Source organism: Ramlibacter sp. PS4R-6 (assembly GCF_037572775.1).
Classification (GTDB): Bacteria; Pseudomonadota; Gammaproteobacteria; order Burkholderiales; family Burkholderiaceae_C; genus Ramlibacter.
On sequence record NZ_JBBHKA010000001.1, the window covers coordinates 75,767 to 91,566 of the forward strand.

Genomic DNA, 15,800 nt, shown 5'->3' on the forward strand with positions numbered 1-15,800 from the left:
ATGGCCGCGACGATCGACCCGCTGAACGCCGCGCCCCCCGCGGAAGCCGCGCGCCTGCTCGAAGGCATCTACGAGCATTCGCCGTGGGTCGCGCAGCGCGCGCTTGCGCAGCGCCCTTTCCGTTCGCTCGCGCACCTGAAGCACGCGCTCGCGCGAGCCGTGGACGAGGCGGGCGAGGAGCAGCAGCTCGCCCTGCTGCGCGCCCACCCGGAGCTCGCGGGCAAGGCGATGGTCGCGGGCACGCTGACAACGGAATCGACCAGCGAACAAGGCACGGCGGGCCTCGCGCACTGCACGCGCGAGGAGTTCGACCGGCTGCAAGCGCTCAACCGCGACTACAACGCGAAGTTCGGCTTCCCCTTCATTCTCGCGGTGCGCGGGCCGCGCGGCACGGGCCTTTCGCGCGCCGAGATCATCGCCACCTTCGAGCGGCGCCTGGCCAACCCGCGCGGCTTCGAGCTCGCCGAGGGCCTGCGCAACGTGCACCGCATCGCCGAGCTGCGCCTGGACGACCGCTTCGGCGCCGAACCCGCGCAAGGCCGATTCGTGTGGGACAAGCTCGAGGCGCTGGCGCAGTTCAGCGACCCGGGGTTCAAGGAGCAAGGGCAGCTCACGGTCACCTACCTCACCGACGCGCACCGCGCCGCGTCGGCGCGCATCGTGGCCGACATGAAGGAATGCGGCTTCGACGAGGTGGCGATCGACGCGGTCGGCAACGTCGTGGGCAGGTACCACGGCGCGACGGCGGGAGCGAAGGCTCTCCTGACGGGATCGCACTACGACACGGTGCGCAACGGCGGCAAGTACGACGGGCGCCTGGGCATTTACGTGCCGATGGCGTGCGTGCGCGAGCTCGCCCGCACGAAGCGTCGCCTGTCCTTCGCCTTCGAGGTGATCGGCTTCGCCGAGGAGGAAGGCCAGCGCTACAAGGCCACCTTCCTCGGCTCGGGCGCGCTGGTCGGCCAGTTCGACGCGGCTTGGCTGGAGCAGCGCGACGCCGACGGCGTCTCCATGCGCGACGCGATGCGCGCGGCCGGCCTGCCCGCGACCGTGGAGGCAATCGCCGCGCTGCGCCGCGATCCCGCGGCCTACCTCGCGTTCGTCGAGGTGCACATCGAGCAGGGGCCGGTGCTGAACGAGATGAACCTGCCGCTGGGCATCGTCACCTCGATCAACGGCGGCGTGCGCTACCAGTGCGAGGCGCAGGGCATGGCCAGCCATGCCGGCACCACGCCCATGGACCGCCGGCGCGATGCGGCGGCGGCCGTGGCCGAACTGGCGCTGTTCATCGAGGAGCGCGCCGCGCAAGACGGCGACTCCGTGGGCACGATCGGCATGCTGAACGTGCCGGGCGGATCGATCAACGTGATCCCGGGCCGTTGCCTTTTCAGCCTGGACCTGCGCGCGCCCACCGATGCGCAGCGCGATGCATTGACGAAGGACGTGATGGAACGGATGACGGCGATCGCCGCGAAGCGCGGCGTGCATTTCACCTGCGAGCAGACCATGCGCGCAGCGGCCGCGCCCAGCGCGCCTGCGTGGCAGGCGCGCTGGGAGAAGGCCGTGGATGCGCTCGGCGTGCCGCTGCACCGCATGCCCAGCGGCGCGGGGCACGACGCGATGAAACTGCACGAGGTGATGCCGCAGGCCATGCTGTTCGTGCGCGGGCAGAACTCGGGCATCAGCCACAACCCGCTGGAGAGCACCACCAGCGACGACATCCAGCTCGCCGTCGACGCCTTCATGCAGCTGCTGGAAGGCGCGGCATGAGCGCCTACGAGGATCTCGACGCCTGGGTCGACGCGCACTTCGACGAGGAGGTGCGCTTCCTGCAGGAGCTGGTGCGCGTGCCCACCGACACGCCGCCCGGCAACAACGCGCCGCACGCGAACCGCACCGCCGACCTGCTCGCCGCCTTCGGCTTCCAGGCCGAGAAGCACCCCGTCCCCGCGCAGGACGTGCGCGCACAAGGCATGCAGTCGATCACCAACCTGGTCGTGCGGCGCCCCTACGGCCCGAAGGGCTCGGGCCCCGTCGTCGCGCTGAACGCGCACGGCGACGTGGTGCCGCCCGGCGAGGGCTGGACGCACGACCCGTACGGCGCCGAAGTCGCCGGCGGCAAGCTGTACGGGCGCGCATCGGCGGTGAGCAAGAGCGATTTCGCCACCTACGCCTTCGCGGTGCGCGCACTCGAGGCGCTGGGCGCGCCGCTCAAGGGCGGCGTGGAGCTGCACTTCACCTACGACGAGGAATTCGGCGGCGAACTCGGCCCCGGCTGGCTGTTGCGCGAGGGCATCGTGAAGCCCGACCTGCTGATCGCGGCCGGCTTCAGCTACCAGGTGGTGACGGCGCACAACGGCTGCCTGCAGATGGAGGTGACCGTCCACGGGCGCATGGCGCACGCGGCCGTGCCGCACACCGGCGTCGACGCCTTGCAGGGCGCGGTGCGCATCCTGAACGCGCTGTACGCGCTGAACGAGAACTACCGCCACGTGCACTCGCAGGTGCCCGGCATCACGCACCCCTACCTGAACGTGGGCCGCATCGAGGGCGGCACGAACACCAATGTCGTGCCGGGCAAGGTCACCTTCCGCCTGGACCGCCGCATGATCCCCGAGGAGAACCCGAAGGGCGTGGAGGAGTCCGTGCGCCGCGCGATCGACGACGCCGCGGCGCTCTCGCCCGGCATCACGGTGGAAACCCGGCGCCTGCTGCTCGCGCATGCGATGAAGCCGCTGCCCGGCAATGCGCCGCTGGTGGAGGCGATCCAGAAGCACGGCGCGCAGGTGTTCGGCGAAGCCATCCCCGCCATGGGCACGCCGCTGTACACCGACGTGCGGCTCTATGCCGAAGCCGGCATCCCCGGCGTGATCTACGGCGCGGGGCCGCGCACGGTGCTCGAGTCGCACGCCAAGCGCGCCGACGAGCGGGTGGAACTCGAGGACCTGCGCCGCGCGACCAAGGTCATCGCGCGCACGCTGCACGACCTGCTGGCGCAATAAAAACCCCGCAGGCTTGCGCACTGCGGGGTGTCGAGGGCCGGCGCGCCTTGCCTTGGGGCGGGCGCGGAAATGGCAAAAGGCCCCGTGAGGCCGATTGCCTGGTACCCGTTTCGCTTAGCGGACGCGACCGCGGCGGAACAGGTTGACGATCGCCAGCAGGATGATGGCGCCGATCAGCGAGACCACGAACGAGCCGATGGAGAACCCGTCGTTGATGGTGCCCGTGCCCACGAGCGGGGAGATCAGCCAGCCGCCGATGAAGGCGCCGACGATACCCACGATGACGTTCAGCAGGATGCCCTGCTGGCCGTCGGTCCGCATGACCAGGCTGGCGAGCCAGCCGACGATACCCCCGACGATCAACCAGATGATGAAGTTCATGTTGCTAACTCCTATGCCGCGAACGGCTGTTGTTGACAGCGGGCCGGCCCTCTTTGGTCCGACCACCTCCCGCCGCTTAGGACGGCCGGTGAACGCAATATGGAATGGGGGGTGGGGCCGCAGCGTAGTCACCCCTCAAGGCTCAGCGTGCGCGCCCGGCGCATGGCGGCGTCGGACGGCCCTTACCGCAAGGACGGGCTGAGCGCCCACTTCCGGCATGGCGCGAACTGCGTCACGACCCGCCGCGTCGTCCTGCGCCTGCAAGCGGGAGTCCTACGGTTGCGGTCGCCGTGCGCCGCCGCCGATGCGGTGCGTCTTCCGTCATGGCCGGGCTGCCCCGTGCGCCAGACTGCTTGCATCGAAGAAATGCATCGCAGGAGCACACGATGAGAAAACAGGACAAGCGGTTCTCGCGCAAAAGCCTCGCCTCTTTCGGCGCGGCGGCGCTCCTGGCCTTGACGGCCGCGGTGGCGCAGGTCGCGGTGGCCCAGGGCGGCACGCAGCTCGATACCAGCGGCAACTACCGCAGCGAGATTCACGCGTGCATGCAGGGCCAGACCGGCCAGGCCCAGGCCGACTGCCTGAAGGAAGCGCGCAACGCGCAAGCCGACAAGCAGCGCGGCGTGCTCGATGCGGGCACGAATTACCAGGCCAACGCGCGTGCGCGCTGCGGCGTGCTGACCGGCGAAGACCGCGCGGCATGCGAGGCCCGGATGATGGGGTACGGGACGGTGTCCGGGAGCGTGGCCGGCGGCGGCGTGATCCGCGAAGTGGAAACGGTCGTCATGCCCCCCGGCCAGGGCTCGATCACGGTGGACGCCAAGACGTCCGACCCGGTCGTGCTGGTGCCGGTGCAGAAGTAAGAACACCACACGAAGGACATCAGGGAGAGATTGCGGGCTTCGGCCCGCTTTTTTTGCGCGCCGTATCCGGGGCTTCTTTGTTGCGGGCTGTGTCACCCGTAAGCAGGCGGCATGCGAAAGCGCATTGCGCGTCCTCCCGGCAACACTTGCTGACGAGCCACCCGTGCATTGCTCACACCATCGCTGCCTCAGCAACAAGCATTTGGAAGGATCGCGAATGGCATCGGGCAAGCTGCAATGGATCGGCCTGGGGGTGTGGAGCAGCGTCGTCGCAGCGGCGATGGTCGCGTGCGGCGGGGGCGGCGGTTCGCCCTCGAATGCCGAAGCCACCATGCGATTCGCGATCACCGACGCACCGGCATGCGGCTACGACCATGTGTGGGTCACGGTCGAGAAGGTGCGCGTGCACACCAGCGGCAGCGCCGCGGACGCCGATGCCGGGTGGACGGAACTGGCGGTCACGCCGGCGCGGCGCGTCGACCTGCTCACGCTGACGAACGGCGTGCTCGAGGAGCTGGGGTCGACACCGCTCGCCCCCGGGCACTACTCACAGGTGCGGCTCGTGCTTGCCGCCAACACCGCCGGCGCGGCGACGCCCGCGAACGCGGTCCAGCCGACGGGCGGCGCCGTGGTGCCGCTGTCGACCCCGAGCGGCCAGCAAAGCGGCCTGAAGCTGCAAGCCAACGTCGACGTCGCGGCGGGCCAGATGGCCGACCTGGTGCTCGACTTCGACGCCTGCCGTTCCGTGGTGAAGGCCGGCAACTCCGGCCAGTACAACCTCAAGCCCGTGGTGTCCGTGGTGCCGCGCATCGGCAGCGCGATCCAGGGTTCGCTCGCCACCTCCCTGGTGCCCGCCGCCACGACGATCTCCGCGCAGCAGAACGGCGTGACGGTGCGCTCCACCGCGCCCGACGCCGCGGGCAACTTCAGCCTGCCGTTCCTGCAGGCGGGCACATACACGCTGGTGATCACATCCGATGCGCACGCCACCGGCGTCATCGCCAACGTCCCCGCAGGCAGCACGAACACCGTGCTGAGCACCACGCCCATCACGCTGCCCACCTCGGCCATGGCCAACGTGTCCGGCACAGTGACGGCGACTTCCGGGACGCCGGCCACGACGTCACCGGTGACCGACGCGACGCTGCGCGCCACGCAGTCGCTGACCGGCGGCCCGGTGATCGAAGTGGCGCGCCAGAACGCCGATGCGACGACCGGGGGCTACGTCCTGCGCCTGCCGATGGCGGCTCCGGTGAAGGCGACCTTCGGCGGAACGACCCTCACGTTCGCGGCCGACGCCGCCGTCGCGGGCAAGTACTCGATCGAAAGCACCGCGCCCGGGCGCGCAACGGTGGTCAAGCCCGCCGACGTCAGCACATCCGGTGCGGTGACGGTGGACTTCGCCTACTGATCGGCTGCCGCGCACATGCGGCCCTGTCCTACAGACCGTCCAGCACAGCGCTATACGCTAGTGCCCGCGAAGGAGATGCTCATGGTGGACAGTGACGGCCCGGTCAAGGGCGATGAAAGCGGAAAAGCGCGGCAGGGCCCGCGCACCGAAGTGACCTGGGAAGGCGGCTCCGGCCGGCAGCCCTACGGCAACCAGGGCCCGGAAGAAGCCGCGGCTCCCGACGGCGGCACGCATGTGGCCGAGGGGAACCGCGGCGAGCTGTCGGGGCGCAACCTCGAGCAGCTCGAAGAGGCCCGGCGCAAGCCGTGACCTCGCGGGGGGTCGGTGCGTCAGATCACGTGAAACAGCATCAGCAGGATCACGAGGGTCAGCGGCACGCCCAGAAGCCAGAGGATGACAGGCATTTTTGAACTCCGGTAAGTTGACGATGTTCCAAGGCTAGGACCCGCGCGGCGCATGCCCTGAGCGAACTCGCGCCCAATTCCGGTAGGCCCGGGGCTGACAGCCGCGCAGGGACCGCCGCGCACCGCTGTCGGAACGCGCCCGCGTCCGACACACGCGCTCCCGCCGGGGCTTCCAAAATGGCAGCCGCCCCGCACCGAACGCACGAATGCCCGTCCTCCAATCCCTGGTCGTCTTCTCCCATCGCCGCTGGAGCGGCTTCTACCAGCGGCCGCAGCACCTGCTGACGCGCCTGGCCCGGCGCTGGCCCGTCGTGTACGTCGAGGAACCCGTGCCGGGCAGCGACGCCGACCGGCTCGAGGTGTTCGAGCCCGCCGCCGGCGTGCAGGTATGGCGGCCTCACGTGACCGGCGCCGCCGAAGGCTTCCACGACGAGCACCTGCCCGTGCTGAAGCAGCTCGTCGCAGACGCGGTGCGCGAACGCGGCATCCGCGACGCGTGGCTCTGGTTCTACACGCCCATGGCACTGCCGCTGGCGGGCGAGCTGCGGCCGCGCGGCATCGTCTACGACTGCATGGACGAGCTCTCGCACCTGCGCGACGCGCCGGGGCAGCTGGTGCAGCGCGAGAACGCGCTCTTCAAGGTGGCCGACCTGGTGTTCACCGGCGGGCCCAGCATCCACAAGGCCAAGCGCAGCCGCCACCCCGACGTGCATTGCTTCCCCGGCAGCGTCGACGCGGCGCACTTCGAGCGCATCGGGGGCGAGCACCCGCTGCACGCCGACATCCCGCGCCCGCGCATCGGCTACAGCGGCGTGATCGACCGGCGCATCAACCTCGTCCTGCTCGATGCCATCGCGAAGGCGCGCCCCGAATGGAACTTCGTCATGGTCGGGCCGCTGGCGGGGATCGACGCCGCGGCGCTGCCGCGCCCCGACAACATCCACTGGCTGGGCCCGCAAAGCTGGGACGACCTGCCCAAGTTCATCAAGGGCTGGGACGTGTGCCTGATGCCCTTCGCGCTCAATGAGGCGACGCGCAGCATCAGCCCCAACAAGACGCTGGAGTACATGGCGTGCGGACGGCCGGCGGTGAGCACGTCCATCCGCGACATCGTCGAGCCCTACGGCCACGTGCTGCGCATCGCCGACACGCCCGAAGGCTTCATCGCCGATATCGAGATGCTGCTGGCCCGCCCGCGCGAGGAGCAGGAGCGGCATGCGCGCGAGCTGAAGGCGATCGCGGCGCGCACGTCGTGGGACGGCACCGCCGGTGCGATCGCGGAACTGATCGCGCAGGCCGACGAATTGGTCGGCGCAGGCGCGCAGATCGCCACTCCGCAGTCCCGGCCCATCGACATGCCGGCCATGCCGCTGCCGCGCGTCGACTCGGGCGCGCAACGCGCGGCCGCAGCAGGCTGAACACTGCCCCGGCTTGCCGCGGGCCCGCGGTGTGCATTACCGTTGCGGGATGCACACCCTGGACAACGTCTTCTGGCACGCGCTCACCGGCGAGCAGGCGCACTTCGCGGCCGGTGGGGACCGTGCGAAGCGCTATGCGCGCGGCTTCTCGCCGCTGCTGGGATTCCCCGACCTCGCATCACCGGATTTCGACGCCGTGGCGCCGCACTGCGACAGCGGCGAGCGGTTTTATGTGGGCGGTTGGACCGGCCCGGCGCCGCAAGGCTGGCGCATCGACATCGAATCGGCGATGTGCCAGATGGTGTGGAACGCGCCGGCGCCGCCTGCTGACGTGCGCGGCCGGGCGCAGCGCCTGGGCCCCGAACATCACGCCGCGATGCACGAGCTCGCGATCCTCACCAACCCCGGGCCCTTCGGCCCGCGCACGCCGCAGCTCGGTGACTACTGGGGCGTGTTCGAAGGCCGGCGCCTTGCCGCGATGACGGGCGAGCGCGCGCATGCGGGGGAGTTCCGCGAAGTGAGCGGCGTGTGCACGCACCCCGACTTCCGCGGCCGCGGCTGGGCGCGCGACCTGGTGGCGATCGTCGTGCGCGACCAGCTCGCGCGCGGGCAGGTGCCTTTCCTGCACGTGATGAAGGCCAACGAAAGCGCGCGGGCGCTGTACCGCAAGATGGGTTTCGCCGAGCGGCTGGAACAGCCGGTGCGCGTGGTGACGAAGCTGTAGCTGGCGGAAGCGGTGAGATTCGAACTCACGAACGGTTGCCCGTTGCCGGTTTTCAAGACCGGTGCAATCGACCACTCTGCCACGCTTCCGGTGCGCGGCAATTCTACGCCCGGGCCCTAGTCGACCAGGTTGCGCAGCTCGCGCAGCGCCACTGAGAACATCGCCAGGTCGGGCGCGGTGAGCTCGCCGAGTTCGCCCACCAGGCGCCGCGCACGCGCGAAGGCCATTGGGTTGCGCTTTTCCCAGCCTTCCAGCTTGTCGGCGGCGCTGCCGCTGCCGCCCTTGGCCGCGTCGAGCGCGATGGAGCGGTGCAGGTCCGCCAGGTCGTCGGCCAGCGCGATCTTCGCCAGCGACTGCCAGTGGCTGTCGGCCGGTAGCAGCTCGATCTGCTGGCGCAGCGTCTCCAGGCCCAGGCGCTCGCCCACGCCGAAGTGCACGTCGGCCGTGACCTCGAGTGAGCTGCCCGCGCCCTCGCTGATCTCGGCCACGTCGAGCGCGCTGTACAGGCGCTCGGCGCTGCCCACGTGCTGCGCGAGTTTCGCCGGGACGCCGGCACTCGTCCACGCGGCCACCTTGGGCAGGTTCGCCGCCTCGGGCGCCAGGCGCTTCTCGAGCGCGGCCACCGACGGCGCCAAGCGTTGCACGACCTTCTCCAGCGAATCGGCGAGACGCCGCGAGCGCAGGAACCAGGTCGTGGCGCGCGTCGTCAGGCGGCGCCATTCGAGGATCATCTGCGCCTGCGCCTCGTCGGGCACCTTGTTGTCGAGCGCCTCGATTTCCTGCCAGAGGGGGACGCTGCCGAACGATTCGCGCGTCAGCAGGTAGCCGCGCACGACGTTCGCCGGCGTGGCGCCGGTCTGCTCGGCCAGCTGGAACACGAAGGCCGGGCCGACGCGGTTGACCATGCTGTTCAGCACGTGCGTGGCGATGATCTCGCGCTTGAGCGGGTGCTTCTCGACGTACGCCGCGAACTTCTGTGCCAGCGCCTTCGGGAAGTAGCGTGACAAGGCCGTCGCGACCCACGGGTCCTCGGGCAGGTCGGAGGCGACGAGTTCGTCGTACAGCCACATCTTGCTGTACGCCAGCAGCACGGCCAGCTCCGGCGTCGCGAGGCCCAGGCCCTTGGCCTTGCGCTGCGCGATCTCGTCGTCGGACGGCAGGAACTCGATGCCGCGGTCCAGGCGCCCTTCCTTCTCCAGGAAGCGCATGAAGCGCTGGTGTTCGTCGATCGTCGCCGCGGCGATGCGCTTGCCGACCGACAGGGCCTGCGTCTGGAAGTAGTTGTCGCGCAGCACCAGGGCCGCGACCTCGTCGGTCATCGTCGGCAGCAGCGCGTTGCGCTGGTCGAGGGTGAGCTTGCCGTCGGACTCCACCAGTCCCAGCAGGATCTTGATGTTGACCTCATGGTCCGAGGTGTCGACGCCCGCCGAGTTGTCGATGGCGTCGGTGTAGATGCGCACGCCGGCCAGCGCCGCCTCGATGCGGCCGCGCTGCGTGAAGCCGAGGTTGCCGCCCTCGCCCACCACCTTGGCGCGTAGCTGGTTGCCGTTGACGCGCAGGCCGTCGTTGGCGCGGTCGCCCACGTCGGCGTTCGATTCCTGCGTGGACTTCACGTAGGTGCCGATGCCGCCGTTGTACAGCAGGTCCACCGGCGCTTTCAGGATCGCGGAGATCAGCTCGAGCGGCGTGAGCGCCGCCGCCTGGATGCCGAGGACCTGGCGCGCCTGCGGCGACAGCGGGATCGACTTCTCCGAGCGCGCCCAGATGCCGCCGCCTTCGGAGATCAGTTTCGTGTCGTAGTCGGCCCACGACGAGCGCGGCAGCTTGAACATGCGCTCGCGCTCCGCGAAGGACTTCGCCGCGTCGGGGTTGGGGTCGATGAAGATGTGGCGGTGGTCGAACGCGGCGACGAGCTGGATGTGCTTCGACAGCAGCATGCCGTTGCCGAAGACGTCGCCCGACATGTCGCCGATGCCGACCACGGTGAAGTCGGTCGACTGCGTGTCGATGCCCAGCTCGCGGAAGTGGCGCTTGACGCTCTCCCACGCGCCGCGCGCCGTGATGCCCATGGCCTTGTGGTCGTAGCCGACGCTGCCGCCCGAAGCGAACGCGTCGCCCAGCCAGTGGCCGTACTCGGCGCTCACGGCATTGGCGTAGTCGGAGAAGGTAGCCGTTCCCTTGTCGGCCGCGACCACCAGGTAGGGATCGTCGCCGTCGGCGCGCACGACGTGCGGCGGCGGCACCACCTTGCCACCGACCAGGTTGTCGGTGAGGTCGAGCAAGCCGCGCAGGTAGTCCTGGTAACAGGCGATGCCTTCGGCCATGAACGCGTCGCGGTCGCTGGCAGGCGGCGCCTTCTTCAGCACGAAGCCGCCCTTGGAGCCGACGGGCACGATCACCGTGTTCTTCACCATCTGCGCCTTCACGAGGCCCAGCACCTCGGTGCGGAAATCGTCGGGACGGTCCGACCAGCGCAGGCCGCCGCGCGCGACCTTGCCGCCGCGCAGGTGCACGCCCTCGAAACGCGGCGAGTACACGAAGATCTCGTACAGCGGCAGCGGCTTGGGCAGGCCGGGGATCTTCGCGGAGTCGAACTTGAACGACAGGAAGTGGCGGCGCACGCCGGCGGCGCCGGAATGGCCCTTGCCGGTGCGCCAGTAGTTGGTGCGCAGCGTGGCCTGCACCAGCGCCAGCAGCTGGCGCAGCACACGGTCGTCGGTGAGGTTGCTCACCTTCTCCAGCGCCTGCTCGATGGCGCGCACCTGCGAGGCCGCGCCCTGCTCGTCACGCTTCTCGGGATCGAATCGCAGCTTGAACAGCAGCACCAGCATGCGCGCGATGCGCGGGTAGGTGGCGAGCGTCGTCGCGATGGTGGCCTGCGACTGCGCGAAGCCGATCTGCTTGAGGTACTTGGCGTAGGCGCGCAGCACCACCACTTCCTCGGCCGAGAGGCCGGCCAGCAGCACGAGGCGGTTGAAGTCGTCGCTCTCGACCTCGCCGCGCAGCACGCGCGCGAAGGCTTCCTCGAACAGCGCCGCCAGCGCGGCATGCTCGATCTCGCCCGAGAGCTTGCCCTGCAGCTCGAAGTCGTTCAGCGCGATGGCTTCGCCGCCGGCGCCGGTGATGCGCCAGCTGGCCTCGCCCAGCACGCGCAGGCCCATGTGCTCCAGCATGGGCAGGCTGTCGGAGAGGACCAGCGGCGCACCGAGGCGATAGACCTTCAGGCCGAGCGCGCCGGGGTCGGCGCCGTCGCGCTCGTACAGCGCGAGGGCAAAAGGCGATTGCGGCGACAGCGACGACAGCTTGCGCACGTCGGGCACTGCCTGCTGCGCGGTGAAGCGCTCGCGGTAGGCCACCGGGAAGGCCGCCGACCAGCGCTTGAATTGCGCGAGGCCCGCCCCTTCGCCCTCGCCTTCGATCAGCGCGTCGCGCAGGTCGTCCTCCCAGCGGCGCGCCGCGGCGGCGAGCTGGCGCTCGACCTCGCGCACGTCCACCTGCGGGATCTGGCCCGGGGTCGTGCGCACGGTGATGTGAATGCGCGCCAGCACCTGCTCGGTGAGCGACACGTCGAAATCCGCGTGCGTGCCGTTGAAGGCGGCCATCAGGATGCGCTGGAACTTGATGCGCAGGTCGGTCGAGTACGCGTCGCGCGGCACGAACACCAGGCACGACACGAAGCGCTCGAACGGGTCGTTCCACGCGAAGAGGCGCAGGCGCTGGCGCTCGCCCAGCGACACGATGCCCTGCGCGGTGTCGTACAGGTCTTCTTCCGGGATCTGGAACAGGTCGTCGCGCGGGTACGTCTCCAGCACGTGCACCAGTGCCTTGTGCAGGTGGCCGCCGGGGGGGAAGCCGGCGCGGTCGATCGCGTGCTGCACCTTGCCGCGCAGCAGCGGGATCTCCGTCACGCGCGAGCTGTAGGCCTGCGACGTGAACAGGCCGATGAAGCGGTGCTCGCCGATCACCTCGCCGGCGTCGTTGTAGCGCTTGACGCCGACGTAGTCGGTGTAGCCGGCGCGGTGCACGGTGGATCGCGTGTTCGACTTGGTGACCACCGCCAGCGGCAGCGTGGCCGCGGCGACGGCGCGCGCCTGCGGCGGCAGCGCCGAGAACGTGGCCGAGGTCTTGTCCTGCGCGTTCTCGCGCAGCAGGCCCAGGCCGCTGCCGGGCACGACTTTCAGCACGACGTCGGAGCCCTGGCGCACCAGGTCGTGCTGGCGGTAGCCGAGCAGCGTCATGTGGCCGTCGGCCAGCCACTGCAGGAAGGCACGCGCTTCGTCGACGGCCGCTTCGGGCACGGTGGCCGGCGGGTTCGCGAGTTCGGCGATGGTCACGCCCAGGCGCGCCAGCATCGGCTTCCAGTCCTGCACCGCGCAGCGCACGTCGCCGAGCACGCGCTGGAGGCCTGCTTCCAGCGCCTCGCGCTGTTCGTCGTCGACCAGGCGGTCGATCTCGATGTGCATCCACGATTCGCGCGGGGACTGCGGCAGGTCGGTGCGCGTCGCGATGTTCTGCAGCGCGCCATTCGCGTCGCGCTCGACCGCGAAGATCGGGTGCGCGATCAGGTGCAGCGTCAGGGCCTGGCGGTTGATCTCCAGGCTGGTCGAATCGACCAGGAACGGCATGTCGTCGTTGACGACCTGGATGACGGAGTGCTTCGAGGTCCAGCCGTCCTGCTCCTGCGAGGGGCTGAAGATGCGCAGCTTCAATTCGCCGCGCTTGCGGCCCGCGCCCAGCTGCAGGTGCGCGAGCAGCGCGGCCAGCAGGTCCTCGGGCATGCGTTCGACGATGTCGTCGGCGACGCGGCGGAAGTATTCGGGGGCGATGGCCTGCACCTGTTTCAGGCGCGTGGCGTCGAGGGTGGACGCGGCCAGCGAGAGCACGGCGTCGACCCGGTTGTGCAGGGCCGGGGTGGCGGCATTCATGGGTTTTGTCCCTTCGTTTTGTCTGCGTGTCGGCAACGGACGCTCGTGACATCCACGCCGCGGCAGCCATTCTCGAACCGCGCCCTGCCGGGCGCAAATGCCGGTTGGGAGAGGGGTCATGCCGAAAATGCATGACCCGGCGGGAACCCCTAGAGAAACAGCTGCTGCAGGTCCGACAGGAAGTCGAAGCCGCGCTCGGTCGGCTTGACGTGCGTGAGGCTGCGTTCGACGAGGCCGCGCTGTTCGGCCTCCTGCAGGGGCCCCTGGATCGCGGTGATCGGCAGGCCCGTGCGCTCCGTGAACAGGTGCAGCGCGAAGCCCTCGCGCAGGCGCAGCGCATTGAGCATGAACTCGAAGGGCAATTGCTCGCGCGCCACCTCGTCGCTTTGCGCCAGCGCGTTGCCGGCCAGCGCGTTCTCCATGTACAGGCGCGGGTCGCGGTACTTCACCTGCCGCACGATGCGGTGCGGGAAGCTCAGCTTGCCGTGCGCGCCGGCGCCTATGCCCAGGTAGTCGCCGAACTCCCAGTAGTTCACGTTGTGCCAGCAGCGGTGGCCCTGCTTGGCGTACGCCGACACCTCGTAGCGGCCATAGCCCGCGGCGGCTGTCATCTCGGTGATGCGATCGAGCATCGCGTAGGCCAGGTCCTCGTTGGGCACGCGCGGCGGGAACTTGGCGAAGTACGTGTTCGGCTCGATGGTCAGGTGGTAGACCGACAGGTGCGGCGGCATCAGCGCGATGGCCTGGTTGAGGTCGGCTTCGAGCTGCCCCATCGCCTGCCCCGGCAGCGCGTACATCAGGTCGACGTTGAACGTGTCGAACGCCACCTGCGCTTCCTCGATCGCGGCGATGGCCTGCGCGCGGTCGTGCACGCGGCCCAGCGCCTTCAGGTGCGCGTCGTCGAAGCTTTGCACGCCCACCGACAGGCGCGTCACGCCGGCATCGCGGAACGAGCGGAAGCGGTCCTTCTCGAAGGTGCCGGGATTGGCCTCCAGCGTGATCTCGCAATCGGGCGCGAGCTTCAGCCGCGCGCGGATGTCCGACAGCAGGCGGTCGATGCCGCGCGGCGAGAAGAGGCTGGGCGTGCCGCCGCCGATGAAGATGCTGTGCACCTCGCGGCCCCACACCAGCGGCAGCGAGGCTTCGAGGTCGGCGACGAGCGCATCGAGGTAACGCTGCTCGGGCATCTCGCCTTGCACCTCGTGCGAATTGAAGTCGCAATACGGGCACTTGCGCAGGCACCACGGCAGGTGGACATACAGCGCGAGCGGCGGCTGCGCGCCCAGCGTCAGGGTGCCGGGGCGCAGGTAGGTCTGGACGAGGTCGGCCGTGGGGGTCACAGCCAATTGTCGCGGATGAGCTCCACCATCTGTTTCGCCGCTTTTCCCCGGTGGCTGTTCGCGTTCTTCACTTCGACCGGCAATTGCGCGAACGTCTTGCCGAACTCGGGGATGAACATCACGGGATCGAAGCCGAAACCGTTGGCGCCGACGGGCTCGCGCGTGATCTCGCCAACCGCGCGGCCCACGGCGATGAGGGGCTCCGGATCATCGGCGCTGCGCATCGCCACCAGCGTGCTCACCAGCGCCGCGCGGCGGTTCGCCACGTTCGCCATCTGCTCCAGCAGCGCGCGCACGTTGTTCGCGTCGCCCTTCTCGTAGCCGAACTGTGTCGCGTAGTACGCGGTGTCGACACCCGGCAGGCCGCCGAACGCATCGATGCACAGCCCCGCGTCGTCCGCGATCGCCGGCAGCTGGCCTTCGCGCGCGGCATGGCGCGCCTTGGCCAGCGCGTTCTCGACGAAGGTGCGGTGCGGCTCGTCGGCCTCGGGGATGCCCAGCTCCTGCTGCGCGACCAGCTGGATGCCCAGCGGCGCGAACATCGCCTGCAGTTCCTTCAGCTTCCCGGGGTTGTTGGAAGCCAGGATGATCCGCGTGATCACGGCTTCAGCGCGCGCGCCTGCAGTTCGACCAGCTCGCCGATGCCCTTTTCCGCCAGGCGCAGCAGCTCGTCCATCTCGGTGCGGGTGAACGCCGCGCCCTCGGCGGTGCCTTGCACCTCGACGTAGTGGCCCTTGCCGGTCATCACGACGTTCATGTCGGTGTCGCAGCCGACGTCCTCGACGTACTCCAGGTCCAGGAGCGGCGTGCCTTCGACGATGCCCACCGAGATCGCGGCGACGGGCGACAGGATGGGCGACGCGGCGAGCTTGCCCGCGGCCATCAGCTTGGTGACCGCGTCCTGCGCCGCGACGAAGGCGCCGGTGATGGCCGCCGTGCGGGTGCCGCCGTCGGCCTGCAGCACGTCGCAATCGAGCTGGATGGTGCGCTCGCCCAGCGCCTTCAGGTCGAACACGTTGCGCAGCGAGCGGCCGATCAGGCGCTGGATCTCCTGCGTGCGGCCGCTTTGCTTGCCGCGCGCCGCCTCGCGGTCGCCGCGGGTGTGCGTGGCGCGCGGCAGCATGCCGTACTCCGCCGTCACCCAGCCCTCGCCGCTGCCGCGCTTGTGCGGGGGCACCTTCTCTTCCACCGACGCGGTGCAGAGCACCTTGGTGTGGCCGAATTCGATGAGCACCGAGCCTTCGGCGTGGATGGTGTAGCCGCGCGTGATGCGCACGGGACGAAGCTGGTCGGCGGCGCGGCCGCCCGATCGGAGGTAACTCATGAACGAAG

Annotated in this window: 12 protein-coding genes and 1 tRNA gene; 7 read left to right on the forward strand and 6 right to left on the reverse strand. The window is 69.8% G+C overall.

What is annotated here, in order from left to right; all coding sequences use genetic code 11:
- Together uraD and WG903_RS00395 are read left to right on the forward strand one after the other, a co-directional pair.
- Positions 1 to 1,770 (forward strand): 2-oxo-4-hydroxy-4-carboxy-5-ureidoimidazoline decarboxylase, encoded by a 1,770-nt coding sequence (gene uraD, locus WG903_RS00390; RefSeq protein WP_340072189.1) that lies wholly within the window; start codon positions 1 to 3, stop codon positions 1,768 to 1,770.
- Positions 1,767 to 3,002 (forward strand): M20 family metallopeptidase, encoded by a 1,236-nt coding sequence (locus WG903_RS00395; protein ID WP_340072190.1) that lies wholly within the window; start codon positions 1,767 to 1,769, stop codon positions 3,000 to 3,002. The genes uraD and WG903_RS00395 overlap by 4 nt, the downstream gene beginning before the upstream one ends.
- Positions 3,003 to 3,116: 114 nt before the next feature.
- Here the strand turns inward: WG903_RS00395 and WG903_RS00400 are convergent, their stop codons facing one another.
- Positions 3,117 to 3,383, reverse strand: coding sequence for a GlsB/YeaQ/YmgE family stress response membrane protein (locus tag WG903_RS00400; protein ID WP_340072191.1), 267 nt, complete (start codon positions 3,381 to 3,383; stop codon positions 3,117 to 3,119).
- Positions 3,384 to 3,769: 386 nt separating this feature from the next.
- On the opposite strand from WG903_RS00400, the gene WG903_RS00405 reads away from it, so the two are divergent.
- The 5 genes from WG903_RS00405 (at position 3,770) to WG903_RS00425 (ending at position 8,203) form a co-directional block, all read left to right on the forward strand.
- Positions 3,770 to 4,246, forward strand: coding sequence for a hypothetical protein (locus WG903_RS00405; protein ID WP_340072192.1), 477 nt, complete (start codon positions 3,770 to 3,772; stop codon positions 4,244 to 4,246).
- Positions 4,247 to 4,463: 217 nt separating this feature from the next.
- Positions 4,464 to 5,657 (forward strand): DUF4382 domain-containing protein, encoded by a 1,194-nt coding sequence (locus WG903_RS00410; RefSeq protein ID WP_340072193.1) that lies wholly within the window; start codon positions 4,464 to 4,466, stop codon positions 5,655 to 5,657.
- 81 nt (positions 5,658 to 5,738) lie between these two features.
- Entirely contained in the window at positions 5,739 to 5,966 is a 228-nt protein-coding gene (locus WG903_RS00415) for a hypothetical protein (protein WP_340072194.1), read from the forward strand.
- A gap of 301 nt (positions 5,967 to 6,267) precedes the next feature.
- Entirely contained in the window at positions 6,268 to 7,479 is a 1,212-nt protein-coding gene (locus tag WG903_RS00420; protein ID WP_340072195.1) for a glycosyltransferase, read from the forward strand.
- A 49-nt stretch (positions 7,480 to 7,528) separates the two neighbouring features.
- Complete coding sequence (locus WG903_RS00425; protein ID WP_340072196.1) at positions 7,529 to 8,203, forward strand: GNAT family N-acetyltransferase; 675 nt, start codon at positions 7,529 to 7,531, stop codon at positions 8,201 to 8,203.
- Between the two features lies 1 nt (position 8,204).
- Here the strand turns inward: WG903_RS00425 and WG903_RS00430 are convergent.
- The 5 genes from WG903_RS00430 to rph form a co-directional block, all read right to left on the reverse strand.
- Positions 8,205 to 8,292: transfer RNA gene (locus WG903_RS00430), tRNA-Ser, on the reverse strand.
- 27 nt (positions 8,293 to 8,319) lie between these two features.
- Complete coding sequence (locus WG903_RS00435) at positions 8,320 to 13,128, reverse strand: NAD-glutamate dehydrogenase (protein WP_340072197.1); 4,809 nt, start codon at positions 13,126 to 13,128, stop codon at positions 8,320 to 8,322.
- Between the two features lie 149 nt (positions 13,129 to 13,277).
- Positions 13,278 to 14,468, reverse strand: a complete 1,191-nt coding sequence (gene hemW / locus WG903_RS00440) for a radical SAM family heme chaperone HemW (protein WP_340072198.1) — start codon at positions 14,466 to 14,468, stop codon at positions 13,278 to 13,280.
- The gene (locus tag WG903_RS00445) at positions 14,465 to 15,010 is read right to left on the reverse strand and encodes a non-canonical purine NTP pyrophosphatase (protein ID WP_445263618.1); all 546 of its coding nucleotides are present in this window, start codon (positions 15,008 to 15,010) and stop codon (positions 14,465 to 14,467) included. The genes hemW and WG903_RS00445 overlap by 4 nt, the downstream gene beginning before the upstream one ends.
- A 56-nt stretch (positions 15,011 to 15,066) precedes the next feature.
- A complete protein-coding gene (gene rph / locus WG903_RS00450) occupies positions 15,067 to 15,792 on the reverse strand; it encodes a ribonuclease PH (protein ID WP_340072199.1) in 726 nt (241 codons plus the stop codon).
- Between the last annotated feature and the right edge of the window lie 8 nt (positions 15,793 to 15,800).